We start from the raw sequence: 14,121 nt of genomic DNA, 5'->3' as shown, positions 1-14,121 counted from the left end.
TGGAGCGTTGCTGCCAGCGTCAGCGTCGGCTCAGCGCCTTACCCAAACCGGTAGATATCCATGCCGAGCGCGCCCATGGTGAAGCCTTGGTGGGCGATGCTGAACTCACCCCCAGCGCCCCGAGCAAAATACAGCGGCAGCAAGTGCTCGTCGCTCGGATGATTGCGCACGGCATTCGGAGCCAGGCGGCGGTAATCGTGCAAGGCGACCTCATCGTCCGCGCTCAGCTTTTCCACCATCCAGTCCCGGAAGACCTGAGCCCAAGGCTCGATGCTTTCCGGCCCAGCGTGCCAATCCAGCTCCCGAAGGTTGTGAGTGATGCTGCCGGAGCCGATCACCAGTACCTGTTCTTGCCGCAAAAGGCTGAGCGCCCGGCCGACGCGGGTCTGCAGTTCGGGGCCCATGCGCGACGGCAATGACACCTGCACGATCGGCACGTCGGCCTGGGGGTACATCAATGAGAGAGGCACCCACACCCCATGGTCGAAGGGGCGACGCGTGTCCATCTGAGCCGGAAGGTCCGCAGCCGCGAGCAGCTCCATGACCCGACGAGTCATCTCCGGCTGGCCGGGCGCCGGGTACTGAACGGCGAACAACGCAGGTGGAAACCCACCGAAGTCGTGCCAGGTTTCAGGGTGCGGATTGCCATTGACACGAAGATCTTCGCTCTCCCAGTGCGCCGAAACGATCACCACTGCCTTCGGGCGTGGCAGCTCGGCCGCAAGCCGGGCCAGTGCCGGGCCGCTTTCACCAGGTTCCAGCGCAAGCATGGGCGAGCCGTGAGAGATGAACAGGCTGGGGAACATGTCGGGCGTCCTGTGCGTATAAGATGTCACCATGATCAGGCAGAACATTGATCTAAATCTAATATAAGTTTTTGTGCCGTTTGATCGATGTATCGGGAGTATTTATGGGGCCGGAGTTTTGGCTAGAGCGCTGGGCGATCAATCAGATTGGCTTCAATCAAGCGGAAGTGAATCCTTACCTCACCCAGCTGTGGCCCGAGTTGCAGGTCAAGCCTGGCGAGCGGGTATTGGTGCCGTTGTGCGGAAAAACCATCGACCTGCACTGGCTACTGGACCAGGGCCATCATGTCGTCGGTGCAGAGTTGTCCGAGAAAGCGGTCGCCGCCTGGTTCAGCGAGGCCCGGCTGACGCCGGAGACGGAGGTACGCGGGGCCTTTACGGTTTATCGCTATGGCGCCTGTGAGATCTGGTGCGGTGACTTTTTTGCTCTGCAACCGGAGGACGTCGGCGACTGCACAGCGTTCTATGACCGGGCCGCGTTGATTGCTCTACCTGCAGAGATGCGCTGGCGATACGTCGAGCAGTTGAATCGTCTGATGGCTCAAGACTCTCGTGGACTGCTGATTACGCTGGATTACGATCAATCGCAAATCGCCGGTCCACCGTTTGCGCTGGACGAAGACGAGGTGCAGCAATTGCTTTCCCCGGAGTGGCGGGTCAAGCAGGTGGGCGAATGGGACGTGTTGGAAAAAAGTGCCAAGTTCAAACAGGCGGGCGCCACGCACCTGATGGAGCATGCCTACCGACTGTTCAGGCGTTAGCTCCAAACCTCCCGTGACTGGCGATGAAACGGGCCATGAAAAAGGGCGACCGAAGTCGCCCTTTTTCATCCGACGCTGTAATCAACCGCGGCGGCGAAGCGCCTCGATGCGCTCTTCCAGCGGTGGGTGGCTCATGAACAGGCCCGCAAGGCCGTGTTTCAAGCCGCCGTTGATGCCGAAAGCGGTCAGGCTGTCCGGCATCTGCACTGGAACGCCTTGCTCCGAGCGCAAGCGTTGGAGTGCACTGATCATCGCACCGGTACCGGCCAAGCGGGCGCCAGCGTCGTCGGCGCGGTATTCGCGGCGGCGCGAGAACCACATCACGATGGCGCTGGCCAGGAAGCCCAGCACGATCTCGGCGAAGATGGTCGCGATATAGAACGCGATGCCACGGCCTTCTTCGTTCTTGAAAATCACTTTGTCGACGAAGTTACCGATGATCCGCGCGAAGAACATCACGAAGGTGTTCACCACGCCTTGGACCAGCGCCAGCGTCACCATGTCGCCGTTGGCCACGTGGCCGATCTCGTGAGCGAGTACCGCTTTCACCTCTTCCGGCGAAAACCGCTCCAACAGCCCCTGGCTCACGGCAACCAAGGCATCGTTCTTGTTCCAGCCGGTAGCGAAGGCGTTCGCTTCGTAGGCCGGGAAAATACCGACTTCCGGCATTTTGATGCCTGCGTCGCGGGACAACTGCTCGACGGTTTGCAGCAGCCATTGTTCATGGCGAGTGCGGGGCTGGGTGATGATTTCGGTCCCGGTACTCATCTTGGCCATCCATTTGGAGATGAACAGCGAGAACAGCGAGCCGGCGAAGCCAAATACGGCGCAGAAAATCAGCAGCTGATTGAGGTTGAGATCAACCCCGTTGGCCGCCATGAACCCATTGAAGCCAAAAAGGCTCAGGGTAATGCTGGCAATCAGCACGACCGCAAGGTTAGTGGCCAAAAACAGCAAGATGCGCATCATGATCTGGAATTTCTCCTCGTGAAGAATGTGTAACGCGTTGCGGGGTATATAAGGTGATGTCGGGGTCTATTCAACCGGCCGACTATTTCAAACTGTGTCGTTTTCAGCGCCTCGGTCAGTATGGACCATCGGCAAGAGGGCAGGGGGTGCAGTGGTCGGGCGGCGTGCGCTCAGGATCGTGCGCGCCCGGGGAAGCGAGCACGATCCGCGACATTCGAGTTTACTGCTTGTAGGTCTTGAGGAAATTGCCAATCCGGCCGATCGCTGCTTCAAGGTCATCGACCCGTGGCAGCGTCACCACACGGAAGTGGTCCGGCCATGGCCAGTTGAACGCCGTGCCCTGCACGATCAGCAGCTTTTCGGAGAGCAGCAGGTCCAGCGCGAATTTTTCATCATTGTGGATCGGACAGACCTTGGGGTCGATCCGCGGAAAGGCATACAGCGCCCCCATAGGTTTGACGCAGCTCACGCCCGGGATGTCGTTGAGCAATTCCCATGTCCGATTGCGCTGCTCCAGCAGGCGGCCGGGGGGCAGGATCAGGTCGTTGATACTCTGATAGCCGCCCAGCGCGGTCTGGATCGCATGCTGGCTTGGCACGTTGGCGCACAGGCGCATGTTGGCCAGGATGTCGATGCCTTCGATGTAGCTTTGGGCATTGTGTTTCGGACCGGAAATGGCGATCCAGCCGGAGCGGAAGCCTGCCACGCGATAGGACTTGGACAGGCCGTTGAACGTCAGGCACAGCAGGTCCGGTGCCAGCGATGCGGTGCAGATGTGGACGGCGTCGTCGTACAGGATCTTGTCGTAGATTTCGTCGGAGAACACCACCAGATTGTGCTGGCGAGCGATTTCCAGCATGCCCAGCAGCACTTCTTTGGAATAGACCGCGCCGGTGGGGTTGTTCGGGTTGATGATCACCATCGCCTTGGTATTGGGCGTGATCTTGGCCTTGATGTCGTCGAGATCGGGCCACCAGTTGGCCTGCTCATCGCACAGGTAGTGCACCGGATTGCCGCCGGACAGGGCCACGGCAGCGGTCCACAGCGGATAGTCCGGGGCCGGCACCAGCACCTCGTCGCCGTTGTTCAGCAGCGCCTGCATCGACATCACGATCAGCTCGGACACGCCGTTGCCCAAGTAGATGTCTTCGATACCCACACCGTCGACCTGCTTTTGCTGGTAGTACTGCATGACCGCCTTGCGGGCGCTGAACAGGCCTTTGGAGTCGCTGTAGCCTTGAGCGGTCGGCAGATTGCGGATGACGTCCTGGAGAATCTCGTCTGGCGCCTCGAAACCGAACGGCGCCGGGTTGCCGATGTTCAGCTTGAGGATGCGATGGCCTTCCTCTTCCAGGCGCTTGGCGTGCTTGAGCACGGGCCCGCGAATGTCGTAACAGACGTTGGCGAGCTTGTTCGATTTGCTGAACTGCATGGTGATTGATCCCGAAGAGAACGATCCGCCGTCAGTCAAGAAGGCGAATCTATGAGCACGACGCCATCAAAATGAATTTGTATGCCTGCAAGGCCGGTGACAGACTGGCGACTGACGAAGGCGCAATCATACGTGCCACCCGATGTGTGGAAAAGACACAGTTCGGGCTTTTTGAGTGTGGAGGTACACCCGTGGACAAGCTTGAAAAAACCCTCGAAGAATGGAAGGAAATGCTCGATCCAGAGCAGTATCAAGTCTGCCGCCTGAAGGCCACCGAGCGGCCGTTCACCGGCAAGTACAACATGACCAAGACGCCGGGCGTCTACCATTGCGTGTGCTGCAACGAGCCGTTGTTCGACTCCTCGACCAAGTTCGACTCCGGCTGTGGCTGGCCCAGCTTCTACGCGCCCATCGAGGGCAGCGCCGTGGTGGAGGTCAGGGACATCAGTCACGGTATGATCCGCACCGAGGTGGTCTGTGCCAAATGCGACGCACACCTGGGCCACGTCTTTCCGGACGGGCCGCCGCCGACAGGGTTGCGGTACTGCATCAATTCGGTGTGCCTGGACCTGGTCCCCCGTGACGCCTGATGCCGGGATATCACCGCGCACAATGCAATGGCGCGGTGGGCAGCGGCACGTTAGTTTGGCGGTTTGATCCTTTTCGAGGCCTTGCCATGAGCGACAATTTGCTGAACATCCCGGTGCAGACGATCAAAGGCGAGCAGAAAACCCTCGCCGATTACGCGGGCAAGGCGGTGCTGGTGGTGAACACGGCCAGTCAATGCGGGTTCACCCCTCAATACAAAGGCCTCGAAGCGCTGTGGCAGCGTTACAAGGATCAAGGTCTGGTGGTGCTGGGCTTTCCCTGCAACCAGTTCGGCAAGCAGGAACCGGGGAACGAAGGCGCGATTTCGGAATTCTGCGAGCTGAACTATGGGGTCAGCTTCCCGTTGTTCAAGAAGATCGACGTAAACGGCAGCAATGCCCACCCGTTGTTTGTCCAGCTCAAGAAGCAAGCCCCCGGCCTGCTGGGTTCCGAACGCATCAAGTGGAATTTCACCAAGTTTCTGGTCGGCAAGGATGGCAAGCTGGTCAAGCGCTATGCACCTCTGACCAAGCCTGAAGAGCTGACGTCCGATATCGAAGCGCTGTTGAGGTGACAACGCAGCCGCGGTTCCCTGCTAAAGCTCGGTAAGGTGATGTCTCTCAGTTGGTGGGCTGCGGCTTGGGCCGTGCGGCTGCCGTCCATTGATCCAGCACGGCGATCAGTTCTTCCCGATGAAACGGTTTGGCCAGATAGTCGTTCATGCCCGCGGCCCGGCAATGTTCGCGCTCCTCGGGGAGGGCATTGGCGGTCAAGGCAATGATCGGCAGATCGGGCCACTTTCCGCTTTGACGGATCCTGCGGGTCGCGTCGTAACCGTTCATCACCGGCATGTTGCAGTCCATCAACACCAGATCGAAATGGCTGCGTTCCAGTTGCTGCAACGCCTCGCCCCCATGGCTGGTGACGATGACCTCGCACCCCAGTTTGCTCAGCATGCCCTTGGCCACCAGCTGGTTCACCGGGTTGTCTTCCACCAGCAGTATGCGCGCCGGTTGTGCGACGGTCAGCGGGCCGCCCGGATGATCGGCAGGCAGCAAGCCATCGGTTTGCAAGACGCGCGACAACGCTTGATGCAACACGTTGCGGGAAAGCGGTCGCGCCTGTTGCTGCAGCGGCGCAAGGGCTGTCACTTGACTGGCGGGCATGAAGTTGCCGTACGCGGTCACCAGGAGAATGGGTGTCTGAGTCGCCGGACGGATGCCGATCAGGCATTCCGGGCAATCGGTGATCAACAGATCGGGTTGTACGTCTGGCTGGGGGTCATAGGCGGAAAAGTGCCGACAATGAATGCCCCACTCCGGCAAGAGCTTGCTCAGCAGTTCCGTCAGGCCGCTGTTGACCGAACTGACCACCACCACCCGGCCTTTGAGCTTTGGCCACACGGGCGCTGGCGTGTGGGCGGGCAGCGGCAGATCGGCATAGAACCGGCTGCCCACCCCAGGAGTGGAATCGATGTTCAATTGGCCGTTCATCGCCCCGCAGAGGTTGTGGGTCAGCGTCAGGCCCAGGCCCGTGCCGCCGTATTGGCGCGTGATGGCGGCTTCAGCCTGAGTGAAGGGCTGGAAGATTTTCGCCTGCGCCTCTTGCGCGATGCCGATCCCGGTGTCGCAGACTTCGATGCGTGCCTTTCCGGCATGCTGACTCAGGCGAACGTCAACGCGCCCGACGCGCGTGAATTTCAGCGCGTTTGACAGCAGGTTGCTGACGACCTGTCGCACTCGCGTCGGATCGCCGAGCACCAGTGAGGGAAAATCCGGGTCGATCAGGCAGGTGAGTTCGACGCTGGCGGCCGCGTTCTGCGACAGCAGGTTGGCGGTGTCCTCGATCAAGGTGGCCAAGTCGAACGGGATGGATTCGAGCTCCAGTTGCCCGGCGTCGAATTTCGAAAGGTCGAGAATGTCGTTGAGCAACTCCACCAGCACTTTGCCCGAGTCGTGGGCGATCGACAGTTGCTGACGCTGTTCGGCACTCAAAGGGCCGTCCAGCGACAGCGCGAGCATCCCCAGCAGCCCGTTGAGCGGGGTGCGGATCTCATGGCTCATGTGGGCCAGAAATGCCGAGCGCGCGTGGGCCATGTCCAGCGCCGTGCTGCGTGCCACCTGCAATTCTTCATTGGACTGGCTGAGCCGGGCATTGCTGGCCTTGAGCTCCTGGGTGCGGGCCGAGACCACGTCTTCCAGCTCGTTGAGGTGATCGGTGAGGCGGTCCTCCGCTTCCCTTCGGCGGCCGAATTCCAGGGCGACGTTTTCGAACTGCTGGTTGGTTACCTGCACCAGCACGCCGATTTCGTCCTGCTCATGACCGGGCGGGCAGGGCAGGGGAGCCTGCTGGGGACTGCGTGAGTCCCGGCTCGACAAGGCGCGGATGACTTTCGTCAGCGGTTTGGTCAACGTCAGGTAGAACAGGCCCATGAGAATGCCGGCGAACACCAGGCTGCGGGCAAAACCGTTGAGCAGTGTGATTTCGGCCCGCTGCAGGAAGTGACTGCCGAACGCGAACGTGTCGACGTCCAACTGCAGACTGCCGATGGGTTCATGGGGCATGTGGTCCAGCTGCAACACGTCTTCGAAATGGCGACTTTCGCCGAACAGGGAGTCGCTGAGCATGCGGTAGGAGCTTTCGGTCATCGGGCGCGACACCGCCGCGAGCAAGACCCCGTTGTTGTCGATCAGCCGTGCGCGAACCACGGCGGGCGAGTGCAACAGGCCCGAGATCAGTTCCTGTGCGAGTTCTGCATCGATGTTATAGGCGATGCGCGAGGCGGGATTGTGGCTGATTTGCAGCAGTGAGCGAATTTCACGATCGATGGAGGCGTCTTCGCTGGCATAATCGATCGCAATCTGGAACAGACTGAACAGGGTTCCCAGCACAAAGCCGATCAAGACGGTCAGGCGGGCCTGTTTGAACGACAGTCGTTGAGTGATCGGTATATCCATAAGGGCACTTGATCCAGGGGGCACTCGTACTTCGTGTGTCCATCGCGGGGCAAGCATAGCTGATCGCCGACCGGCTTTAACCAGTTAAATCAAGGAGACAACGTGGATTCTCGGTTGAACGCTTTTCTGGAACGCGCCGAATCGGTACTGGCGCGGCTGGAGCCACTGTTGCCCGCCGTGCGCGAGCCAGTGGACTGGACGCGGTCGCTGGCTGCCCGTTGGGTGCGCGAAGGCCGTGGCGGTTACCTGCTGCCACTGGAGGTGACGCTGGACATGCGTCTGTCGGATTTGATCGGCGTGGACCAGCAACGCGCACAACTGGGGCGCAATACCCAGCAATTCATCGATGGCCTGCCCGCCAACCATGCCTTGCTGTGGGGCTCCCGAGGGACGGGTAAATCCTCCCTGGTGCGTGCCTTGCTGACCGAGCATGCCGAGGCCGGCCTGCGCCTGATCGAGATCGAGCGCGACCACCTGGGCGATCTGCCCCGTGTCGTCGAGCAACTGCAGAAGCTGCCGCAGCGTTTCGTGTTGTTCTGTGACGACCTCTCGTTCGAATCCGGTGAGGGCGATTACCGCGTGCTCAAGAGCGTGCTGGATGGCTCGCTGGAACAGGCCCCCGACAACGTATTGCTATACGCCACCTCGAACCGCCGCCATCTGGTGCCGGAAAAGGAAAGCGACAACGCTCACTGGCAGCGGGGCGACGACGGTGAAATTCACCCGAGCGAGGCGGTCGAGGACAAGATTGCCCTGTCCGACCGCTTCGGTCTCTGGCTGTCCTTCTATCCTTTCACCCAGGAGCACTACCTGAACGTGGTCGAGCACTGGATCGGCGAGCTGGCGGGCAAGGCCGGGTTGCAATGGCAGCGTGACGACGCGCTCGACATTCTGGCCGTGCGCTGGGCCACAGGGCGTGGCAACCGCAACGGCCGCTGTGCCTATCAGTTCGCCCGTTATTGGGTTGGTTTGAAAATGCTGGAGCAACATCCATGATCGATTTGAATGCAGCAGGGCAGGGCCTCGAGGGTTATAGCCTGCTGGCGGCACAGTTGGAGTCGCTGCTGGCGGACGAGCGCGATTTCATCGCTAACGCCGCGCAGTTCTCCGCCTTTCTCTACACGCAACTGGAGGATCTGAACTGGGCCGGTTTCTACCTCAACCGCAACGAGGAGTTGGTGCTGGGCCCGTTCCAAGGGCAAATCGCCTGCGTGCGCATTCCGTTTGGCAAGGGCGTCTGTGGCACGGCGGCACAGCATCGCGAGACTCAGCGGGTGCTGGACGTGCATGAGTTTCCCGGGCACATCGCCTGCGACAGTGCGTCGAACAGCGAACTGGTCGTGCCATTGATCAAGGCAGGCCGTCTGATTGGCGTGCTGGATCTGGACAGCCCACGTGTGGCGCGCTTCAGCGAAGCGGACCAAGTGGGTATCGAAGCACTGGCAGCGATCTTTCTGAAACTGACGGACTGCTGAGTCCGCTGGACGGCGGGGTGCCCTCACGGTCGAAGCCGCGCCCAGACGCTGTTTGACAGCGTCCGTAGGGGAGCAGCTGAGCCGCCCCCCTATGTCGATCAGGCGATCAGTCGTAAATCGCCTTCTTCTTCCATTCGGCATCGGCGTCGTCCGCCTTCAAGCCTTGGGTCAATTCGTTGTGGTCGTCATCGCTGGGCGCAATCTGGTCGAGCACCACGGCATTGACCTTCGCCAGTTGACGCTCCATCGCCTGCAAATGAGTCTTCCAGGGCGCAGGCTCAGGCTGATTCTTCAGGTATTGCACGCCACGCTCGAACGCGAGCCGCGCCTGACCGGGTTGATCCTGACTCAGCGCCTGCTGACCCAGGTTGTTGAAGAACTCGATGTGCAGCAAGACCAGCATGTTGCGGATTTCACGAATCCAGTGCTTCGCTTCGGCGGTTTGCAGAAAGCCGTCGTGCGCCGCGCGGGTAACCTGGCCGTGCATCGCCTCCAGCAGAAAACGCACGTCCTTGGCCTTGGCTTCGGTCTGAATCGGGCTCACCGGATTGTTGACCTTGATGTTATCGCCTTGAGCGACCATCGCTTCAAGCTCGGTGGCGTGCTCCAGAATGCCGGGATTGTTGCGGCGCTCGAGCGCGATCAGGCGCTTGACCACGTTCAGTTCCAGACGCACCAGCAAAAGCTTGAGCGCGGGGCTCATCAATTGGCCGGGGAAGGTTTCGGACAACTCGCTACAGCGGCGCAAGCGATCGTTGAGTTCCACGAGGGTGCGCGCGCGTTCGACCTTCTTACTTTCGGCAACATGGTTCAAATAGCCGATCGCGATCAGGAGTACGATGCCTGTTACAACCATCAGGGTGATAATGAGTGGAGTCACCGTACAAGCCTCGATCAAGTTATGTGCGCCGAGTGTAGTGGCTATGCACTATTGCGGGAAGGCTCGTCATCGGCGCACCTATTAATAAGCTACCTGCCCGTTCTCGTGTATCGGCCATTCATTAACGAATTAGAGGGGGAAGTCATTGATTTGAATAAATTTTCATTGAGGGCTTGACGACCTCCCCAACCATCCATAGAATGCGCGCCACTTACAGCGTAAAGCACCTAGCCAAGCGCAGTAAGGAGTGAATGTTGTAGCGTGTCCCCTTCGTCTAGTGGCCTAGGACACCGCCCTTTCACGGCGGTAACAGGGGTTCGAGTCCCCTAGGGGACGCCAATGCGGGAATAGCTCAGTTGGTAGAGCACGACCTTGCCAAGGTCGGGGTCGCGAGTTCGAGTCTCGTTTCCCGCTCCATTTATAGATCTACAGAGTTCCAAGGAAGTCTGTAAGTCATTGAAAATAGACGCTTAGGCGTCTTTTTTCGTTCCAGTCAAAGCCACTCCGATCCATGGGCATCCGGACTTTTTAGTCCAGAAATTAGTCCATGAAATCCGGACTTCCACCGTGGCGGTTTGTTGCTGGAGAGGAGCGTCGAGCGTTACGAGCATCTAGCCCTGAATTTCATGTTCAGGAGCTCGTACATGGCACTCTCAGATGCAACCGTTCGCCAGGCCAAGGCCACTGGCAAGGACTACACCCTCGGCGATAGCGACGGCCTGTCACTTGGCGTGACGGCCGCGGGCGGCAAGTCCTGGCACTTCCGCTACTCATGGGCTGGCAAGCAAAATCGCATGTCTCTTGGGACCTATCCCGAAGTAGGCCTGCGTCAGGCACGGTCACTGCGCGATGAGGCGCGGCAGCCATACAGCTTGCGAACATGTTTGATGACGCGAATCTGCATCGGGACGATTTCAAGCTGTTCGCTGACCTCTTCACCAATGGCATGTTTGCGGCAGCCACATGCGCACGTCAGCTCGTGCTCGGGCAGTTCGTGGACAACCTCGATACGCGGCAAATCAGCCGGCAGTGGTTTGCGTTTACCACGGCGCTTGGTCGGTGCAACGACTTCTACGTCGCCGGCCTCATCCAAGGGTTCGGCCAGGCTTTCCGCTTCGTCGAAGAGCGGCAACTGTGGCGTCGCCGCATCGCCTGTCTGCTCGGTCTTGCGCCCGAACAGGCGCTGGCGCAACAGCGCAACTTCCTCTTCGAGATGAACGATCTTGCCCTTGTCGGACGCGCGCTCGTTGATCATCTGCTCAAGCAGTTGCTTGAGCAGAACAGGATCGTCAGGGAGGTCTTCGGGCATGGAAATCATGCCGCGGATTATACCGAATCAGACAACGTATCAAGGCGTCAAAACCTGATGCGGACGGTTGCGCCAGAGGTCGAAGCCGTCGAGTAGCCAGTTCAGTTCCTGAACGGTCAGTACAATGGCCACATCAGTCGGATCGGGTGAGGTTTTGACCGTTCCCAGTACAAGATCTTCACGCGGTTGCGCGGCTTGTTGAGGAAGACGAAAAGCACCGGGTCGAACACCGCCACCTTGATATCGAGTTCGACCAGCGCAGCCAGGCCATCGATGGACTTTCGGAAGTCGACGGGCTTGGGGTAGAGGTACACTTTTTCGACTTTGGCGTCGGGTCGCATCATGGTCGGCGAACTCCAGAAAGAAATCGGGAGCACAGCATCGGGGATCAGGTAAGCGCTTTGAATGTGGGGTTCATGGAGCGCTTACGAATGAATGGCTCTAGGCCATGCGTTTGAGCAACCGTAAGCGTCCGGGGACGCACCTTTATGAATGCGCCAGCGTCCTGATCGCGCGTGCTCCGCTTATGATCCTAAGGAACGTGGCACATACGGCAGTTCAAATGTAGGATTGACGAAAAATAGCTATGGATCTCGATATGAACCTCGCGACGCTAGCGTTATTCCTGCCCGCCTGCTTTGCCCTGAATATGGCGCCAGGGCCTAACAACCTGCTGTCTATCAGCAATGCCACACGCTACGGATACCGCACATCATGCCTTGCAGGTGCTGGTCGTTTGCTGGCATTCGCGGTGATGATTGCGCTGGCTTCGACAGGGCTGGCCGTAGTGTTGCAAACTTCAAAGCTAATCTTCTATGGAATCAAAATTGTTGGCGCAGCATATCTGTTTTACTTGGCATACCAGTTGTGGAGAGCGGTACCGCAGGCGGAAACTGAGTCAAAAAGCGCCCAGATAGGTCTATACTCGCTGGCAAGACAGGAATTCATCGTCGCCGCAGGTAACCCCAAAGCAATCCTGATTTTTACCGCGTTCTTGCCTCAGTTCGTCGACCCAACGGCAGACATTGGTTATCAGTTTACATTATTCGGTTTCTTGTTTTTGGTATTGGAATGGATCGCGATTGGCATCTATGCGTACATCGGATTGAATATGCGACGTTGGTTTGCTCTGCCTCAAGGTAAGCAAATTTTCAACCGTTGCTGCGCTGGCTTGTTATCGGCTGCCGCCTCGATGCTATTGATGACGCATCGAACTTGATGCGCAGTGAGCAGATGATGGTAGGTGGCAACCCATCTGCATGCTAGATGGGTTGCCACCTAAGCGGCAGCATCTGATCAATTTCACTTGCCCGCTGCTTCGGCAGGCGTGTGAGAACGTCCTTTTGATAAGCATACGGCTCATGTCCATTAAGCCGCGCGGACTGAATTAAACTAATGATCGATGCTACCGGTTTGCCGCTACAGCGATCTTGTGAAAGCACGCCAGGGTTGCACGTGCTGTAATTTACATGCCAGTGCTCTAGGGCGCGGCCCAATGCCGATGCCCCCACTCCCAAACTGCTTCACCTGGCGGAAAGATAGCCTACCAATCATCCAGATATACGATTGTGCAGACTTCGGGGATGGGGGTCATAGTCGTTGATGTTGCCTATACGTACCCACAGCTTCTGTGGTCACATTCAGCGACCGCAGTTGCAATGCTTTCGCTTCTGGATTCTAACGAATCTCTTCATACCCAGCCCAAAAAAGTGCTCTCCTACCCCGATAAACGCTTCACGCGATAGCGAGAAGCCCTAAGTACAAATTATATCTTAAGCGCAGAAACCGCCGCAGATAAATGATTAAATCCTCCATCAACATATATGCGCTCACCTGTGATCGCGCTTGATGCAGAGGATAAGAGGTATTGAACGAGGTCTATTATTTCCTCAGTAGAAGGTGTCCTACGAAGAGGCGCGTAGTTGGAGTATGCGTCATGAAGCAAAGGATAAATTGGATTCCCAATGGTTGGCTCGACAGGAGGCTTATGCCGGGCGTAAGGAGCTGGACACCCAGTGGCTGAGAAGAATCAACTACGCGATCATCATGACCAAGAAGGAACTGGCTGGCGTTCGGGTTGATCGCGGCTTGGCTCAACACGAGCAGAAAGAGGAGCGGCGCAAGTTGATGTCGATGACCCAGCTCTCCGAGCAGGCGCAATTCATGCGCCATGCCAAGCGTCTGCTTTCCAAGAAGGTCTACGAAGAAGTTCGCACGGCGGCTCGAAGTGAGGTGTCGGTGGTAATTCCGCTGATGCCTGAGCTTGCGCTCGATGACTGCACGTAAGGAGGCCTCGGGGGCTTCAGCCTATACGCCCGACAGTGCTCAACCCAGGAGGCGAGGCTGCGGCGCCAAAATTCTATGCCGTCCGAGCCCTGCGCCTCAGCATGGATGATGCTGGCTGAGGCGCTGACCAGCTGCCCGTGGACGCTGATGGAGCACAGTGGAAAATTTAGGCTTGCCATGCTCAGACAACTAGTCCATAATCTCGTCCACTGCAGCGGGGCAGGGCTGAAAAAGCCTAGCCTTTTCAAAGGGATAGATGCTTAATTGGCGTCTCGTTTCCCGCTCCAATTTTAAGCAGTTTCGCTCTTGGTCATCTGGCCGAAGCGAGGCTGAGTGAAACCAGAAAGTATCGTCAGGTACCTCTGGATCTGAAACGCAACACCATGGTGTTTCAGGCTGTGTCCCCTTCGTCTAGTGGCCTAGGACACCGCCCTTTCACGGCGGTAACAGGGGTTCGAGTCCCCTAGGGGACGCCATATTGCGGGAATAGCTCAGTTGGTAGAGCACGACCTTGCCAAGGTCGGGGTCGCGAGTTCGAGTCTCGTTTCCCGCTCCAAATTCACGAAAACGCCGCTCAACAGAGCGGCGTTTTCGTTTGTTCGCGATAACTGCCCTGGCCGAAGGGGGTCGCAGAACCCGCACTGCCACCCTCTTCGGC

Annotated in this window: 13 protein-coding genes, 4 tRNA genes and 3 pseudogenes; 12 read left to right on the top strand and 8 right to left on the bottom strand. The window is 58.5% G+C overall.

All coding sequences use genetic code 11. The features are described from left to right. Positions 1 to 38: 38 nt before the first annotated feature. Complete coding sequence (locus tag DBP26_RS07115; RefSeq protein ID WP_108237177.1) at positions 39 to 806, bottom strand: class III extradiol ring-cleavage dioxygenase; 768 nt, start codon at positions 804 to 806, stop codon at positions 39 to 41. 104 nt (positions 807 to 910) lie between these two features. Here DBP26_RS07115 and DBP26_RS07110 point away from each other — a divergent pair, with 104 nt between their 5' ends. Beyond that, entirely contained in the window at positions 911 to 1,567 is a 657-nt protein-coding gene (locus tag DBP26_RS07110) for a thiopurine S-methyltransferase (RefSeq protein ID WP_108237176.1), read from the top strand. Positions 1,568 to 1,648: 81 nt separating this feature from the next. Here DBP26_RS07110 and htpX read toward each other — a convergent pair whose 3' ends face one another. After that, entirely contained in the window at positions 1,649 to 2,536 is an 888-nt protein-coding gene (gene htpX, locus DBP26_RS07105) for a protease HtpX (protein ID WP_108237175.1), read from the bottom strand. A gap of 220 nt (positions 2,537 to 2,756) precedes the next feature. Further along, entirely contained in the window at positions 2,757 to 3,968 is a 1,212-nt protein-coding gene (locus tag DBP26_RS07100; protein WP_108237174.1) for a pyridoxal phosphate-dependent aminotransferase, read from the bottom strand. Positions 3,969 to 4,159: 191 nt separating this feature from the next. Here DBP26_RS07100 and msrB point away from each other — a divergent pair, with 191 nt between their 5' ends. Both msrB and DBP26_RS07090 read left to right on the top strand, forming a co-directional pair. After that, positions 4,160 to 4,558, top strand: coding sequence for a peptide-methionine (R)-S-oxide reductase MsrB (gene msrB / locus DBP26_RS07095; RefSeq protein WP_108237173.1), 399 nt, complete (start codon positions 4,160 to 4,162; stop codon positions 4,556 to 4,558). A gap of 86 nt (positions 4,559 to 4,644) precedes the next feature. Next, the gene (locus DBP26_RS07090; RefSeq protein ID WP_108237172.1) at positions 4,645 to 5,130 is read left to right on the top strand and encodes a glutathione peroxidase; all 486 of its coding nucleotides are present in this window, start codon (positions 4,645 to 4,647) and stop codon (positions 5,128 to 5,130) included. A 46-nt stretch (positions 5,131 to 5,176) separates the two neighbouring features. On the opposite strand, the gene DBP26_RS07085 is transcribed toward DBP26_RS07090, so the two are convergent. Beyond that, positions 5,177 to 7,513 (bottom strand): response regulator, encoded by a 2,337-nt coding sequence (locus tag DBP26_RS07085; protein ID WP_108237171.1) that lies wholly within the window; start codon positions 7,511 to 7,513, stop codon positions 5,177 to 5,179. 102 nt (positions 7,514 to 7,615) lie between these two features. On the opposite strand from DBP26_RS07085, the gene DBP26_RS07080 reads away from it, so the two are divergent. Both DBP26_RS07080 and DBP26_RS07075 read left to right on the top strand, forming a co-directional pair. Further along, complete coding sequence (locus DBP26_RS07080; RefSeq protein ID WP_108237170.1) at positions 7,616 to 8,509, top strand: ATP-binding protein; 894 nt, start codon at positions 7,616 to 7,618, stop codon at positions 8,507 to 8,509. Beyond that, positions 8,506 to 8,988 carry a GAF domain-containing protein gene (locus tag DBP26_RS07075; RefSeq protein ID WP_108237169.1) on the top strand — a complete coding sequence of 161 codons (483 nt, stop codon included), beginning with the start codon at positions 8,506 to 8,508 and terminating at the stop codon, positions 8,986 to 8,988. The genes DBP26_RS07080 and DBP26_RS07075 overlap by 4 nt, the downstream gene beginning before the upstream one ends. A 106-nt stretch (positions 8,989 to 9,094) precedes the next feature. On the opposite strand, the gene DBP26_RS07070 is transcribed toward DBP26_RS07075, so the two are convergent. Continuing rightward, positions 9,095 to 9,868, bottom strand: a complete 774-nt coding sequence (locus tag DBP26_RS07070) for a hypothetical protein (protein ID WP_177411023.1) — start codon at positions 9,866 to 9,868, stop codon at positions 9,095 to 9,097. A gap of 263 nt (positions 9,869 to 10,131) precedes the next feature. Between DBP26_RS07070 and DBP26_RS07065 the strand changes: the two genes are divergently transcribed. From DBP26_RS07065 to DBP26_RS07055, 3 genes and pseudogenes are all read left to right on the top strand, one after another. After that, positions 10,132 to 10,207, top strand: a tRNA-Glu gene (locus DBP26_RS07065). Positions 10,208 to 10,209: 2 nt separating this feature from the next. Continuing rightward, positions 10,210 to 10,285 (top strand) — tRNA-Gly (locus tag DBP26_RS07060). A 227-nt stretch (positions 10,286 to 10,512) separates the two neighbouring features. Continuing rightward, a pseudogene (locus DBP26_RS07055) lies at positions 10,513 to 10,728 on the top strand (Arm DNA-binding domain-containing protein); the annotation flags it as partial. On the opposite strand, the pseudogene DBP26_RS07050 reads toward DBP26_RS07055, so the two are convergent. Together DBP26_RS07050 and tnpB are read right to left on the bottom strand one after the other, a co-directional pair. Beyond that, positions 10,725 to 11,186, bottom strand: a pseudogene (locus DBP26_RS07050) (IS66 family transposase zinc-finger binding domain-containing protein); the annotation flags it as partial. The pseudogenes DBP26_RS07055 and DBP26_RS07050 overlap by 4 nt on opposite strands. Before the next feature lie 107 nt (positions 11,187 to 11,293). Next, entirely contained in the window at positions 11,294 to 11,521 is a 228-nt protein-coding gene (tnpB, locus tag DBP26_RS07045) for an IS66 family insertion sequence element accessory protein TnpB (RefSeq protein WP_108237168.1), read from the bottom strand. A gap of 254 nt (positions 11,522 to 11,775) precedes the next feature. On the opposite strand from tnpB, the gene DBP26_RS07040 reads away from it, so the two are divergent. Beyond that, positions 11,776 to 12,396, top strand: a complete 621-nt coding sequence (locus tag DBP26_RS07040) for a LysE family translocator (RefSeq protein WP_108237314.1) — start codon at positions 11,776 to 11,778, stop codon at positions 12,394 to 12,396. 43 nt (positions 12,397 to 12,439) lie between these two features. Here the strand turns inward: DBP26_RS07040 and DBP26_RS07035 are convergent. Further along, a pseudogene (locus DBP26_RS07035) lies at positions 12,440 to 12,598 on the bottom strand (transposase domain-containing protein); the annotation flags it as partial. A gap of 508 nt (positions 12,599 to 13,106) precedes the next feature. Between DBP26_RS07035 and DBP26_RS07025 the strand changes: the two are divergent. The 3 genes from DBP26_RS07025 to DBP26_RS07010 all read left to right on the top strand — a co-directional run bounded on the left by DBP26_RS07025 (position 13,107) and on the right by DBP26_RS07010 (position 14,019). After that, positions 13,107 to 13,463, top strand: coding sequence for a hypothetical protein (locus DBP26_RS07025; RefSeq protein ID WP_108576137.1), 357 nt, complete (start codon positions 13,107 to 13,109; stop codon positions 13,461 to 13,463). A gap of 400 nt (positions 13,464 to 13,863) precedes the next feature. Further along, positions 13,864 to 13,939 (top strand) — tRNA-Glu (locus DBP26_RS07015). 4 nt (positions 13,940 to 13,943) lie between these two features. Then, positions 13,944 to 14,019 (top strand) — tRNA-Gly (locus DBP26_RS07010). Positions 14,020 to 14,121 lie beyond the last annotated feature (102 nt).

It is taken from the genome of Pseudomonas sp. RIT409 (genome assembly GCF_003052515.2).
Taxonomy (GTDB): Bacteria; Pseudomonadota; Gammaproteobacteria; order Pseudomonadales; family Pseudomonadaceae; genus Aquipseudomonas.
This window is presented reverse-complemented; position numbering and strand designations above follow the sequence as displayed.

Excerpts from the sequence above, each read along its gene's own strand:
- DBP26_RS07040 (WP_108237314.1), top strand. The coding sequence starts at position 11,776 with ATGAACCTCGCGACGCTAGCGTTATTCCTGCCCGCCTGCTTTGCCCTG.
- DBP26_RS07075 (WP_108237169.1), top strand. The coding sequence starts at position 8,506 with ATGATCGATTTGAATGCAGCAGGGCAGGGCCTCGAGGGTTATAGCCTG.
- DBP26_RS07100 (WP_108237174.1), bottom strand. The coding sequence starts at position 3,968 with ATGCAGTTCAGCAAATCGAACAAGCTCGCCAACGTCTGTTACGACATT.
- DBP26_RS07090 (WP_108237172.1), top strand. The coding sequence starts at position 4,645 with ATGAGCGACAATTTGCTGAACATCCCGGTGCAGACGATCAAAGGCGAG.
- DBP26_RS07115 (WP_108237177.1), bottom strand. The coding sequence starts at position 806 with ATGTTCCCCAGCCTGTTCATCTCTCACGGCTCGCCCATGCTTGCGCTG.
- DBP26_RS07110 (WP_108237176.1), top strand. The coding sequence starts at position 911 with ATGGGGCCGGAGTTTTGGCTAGAGCGCTGGGCGATCAATCAGATTGGC.
- DBP26_RS07025 (WP_108576137.1), top strand. The coding sequence starts at position 13,107 with ATGCGTCATGAAGCAAAGGATAAATTGGATTCCCAATGGTTGGCTCGA.
- DBP26_RS07085 (WP_108237171.1), bottom strand. The coding sequence starts at position 7,513 with ATGGATATACCGATCACTCAACGACTGTCGTTCAAACAGGCCCGCCTG.
- tnpB (WP_108237168.1), bottom strand. The coding sequence starts at position 11,521 with ATGATGCGACCCGACGCCAAAGTCGAAAAAGTGTACCTCTACCCCAAG.
- htpX (WP_108237175.1), bottom strand. The coding sequence starts at position 2,536 with ATGATGCGCATCTTGCTGTTTTTGGCCACTAACCTTGCGGTCGTGCTG.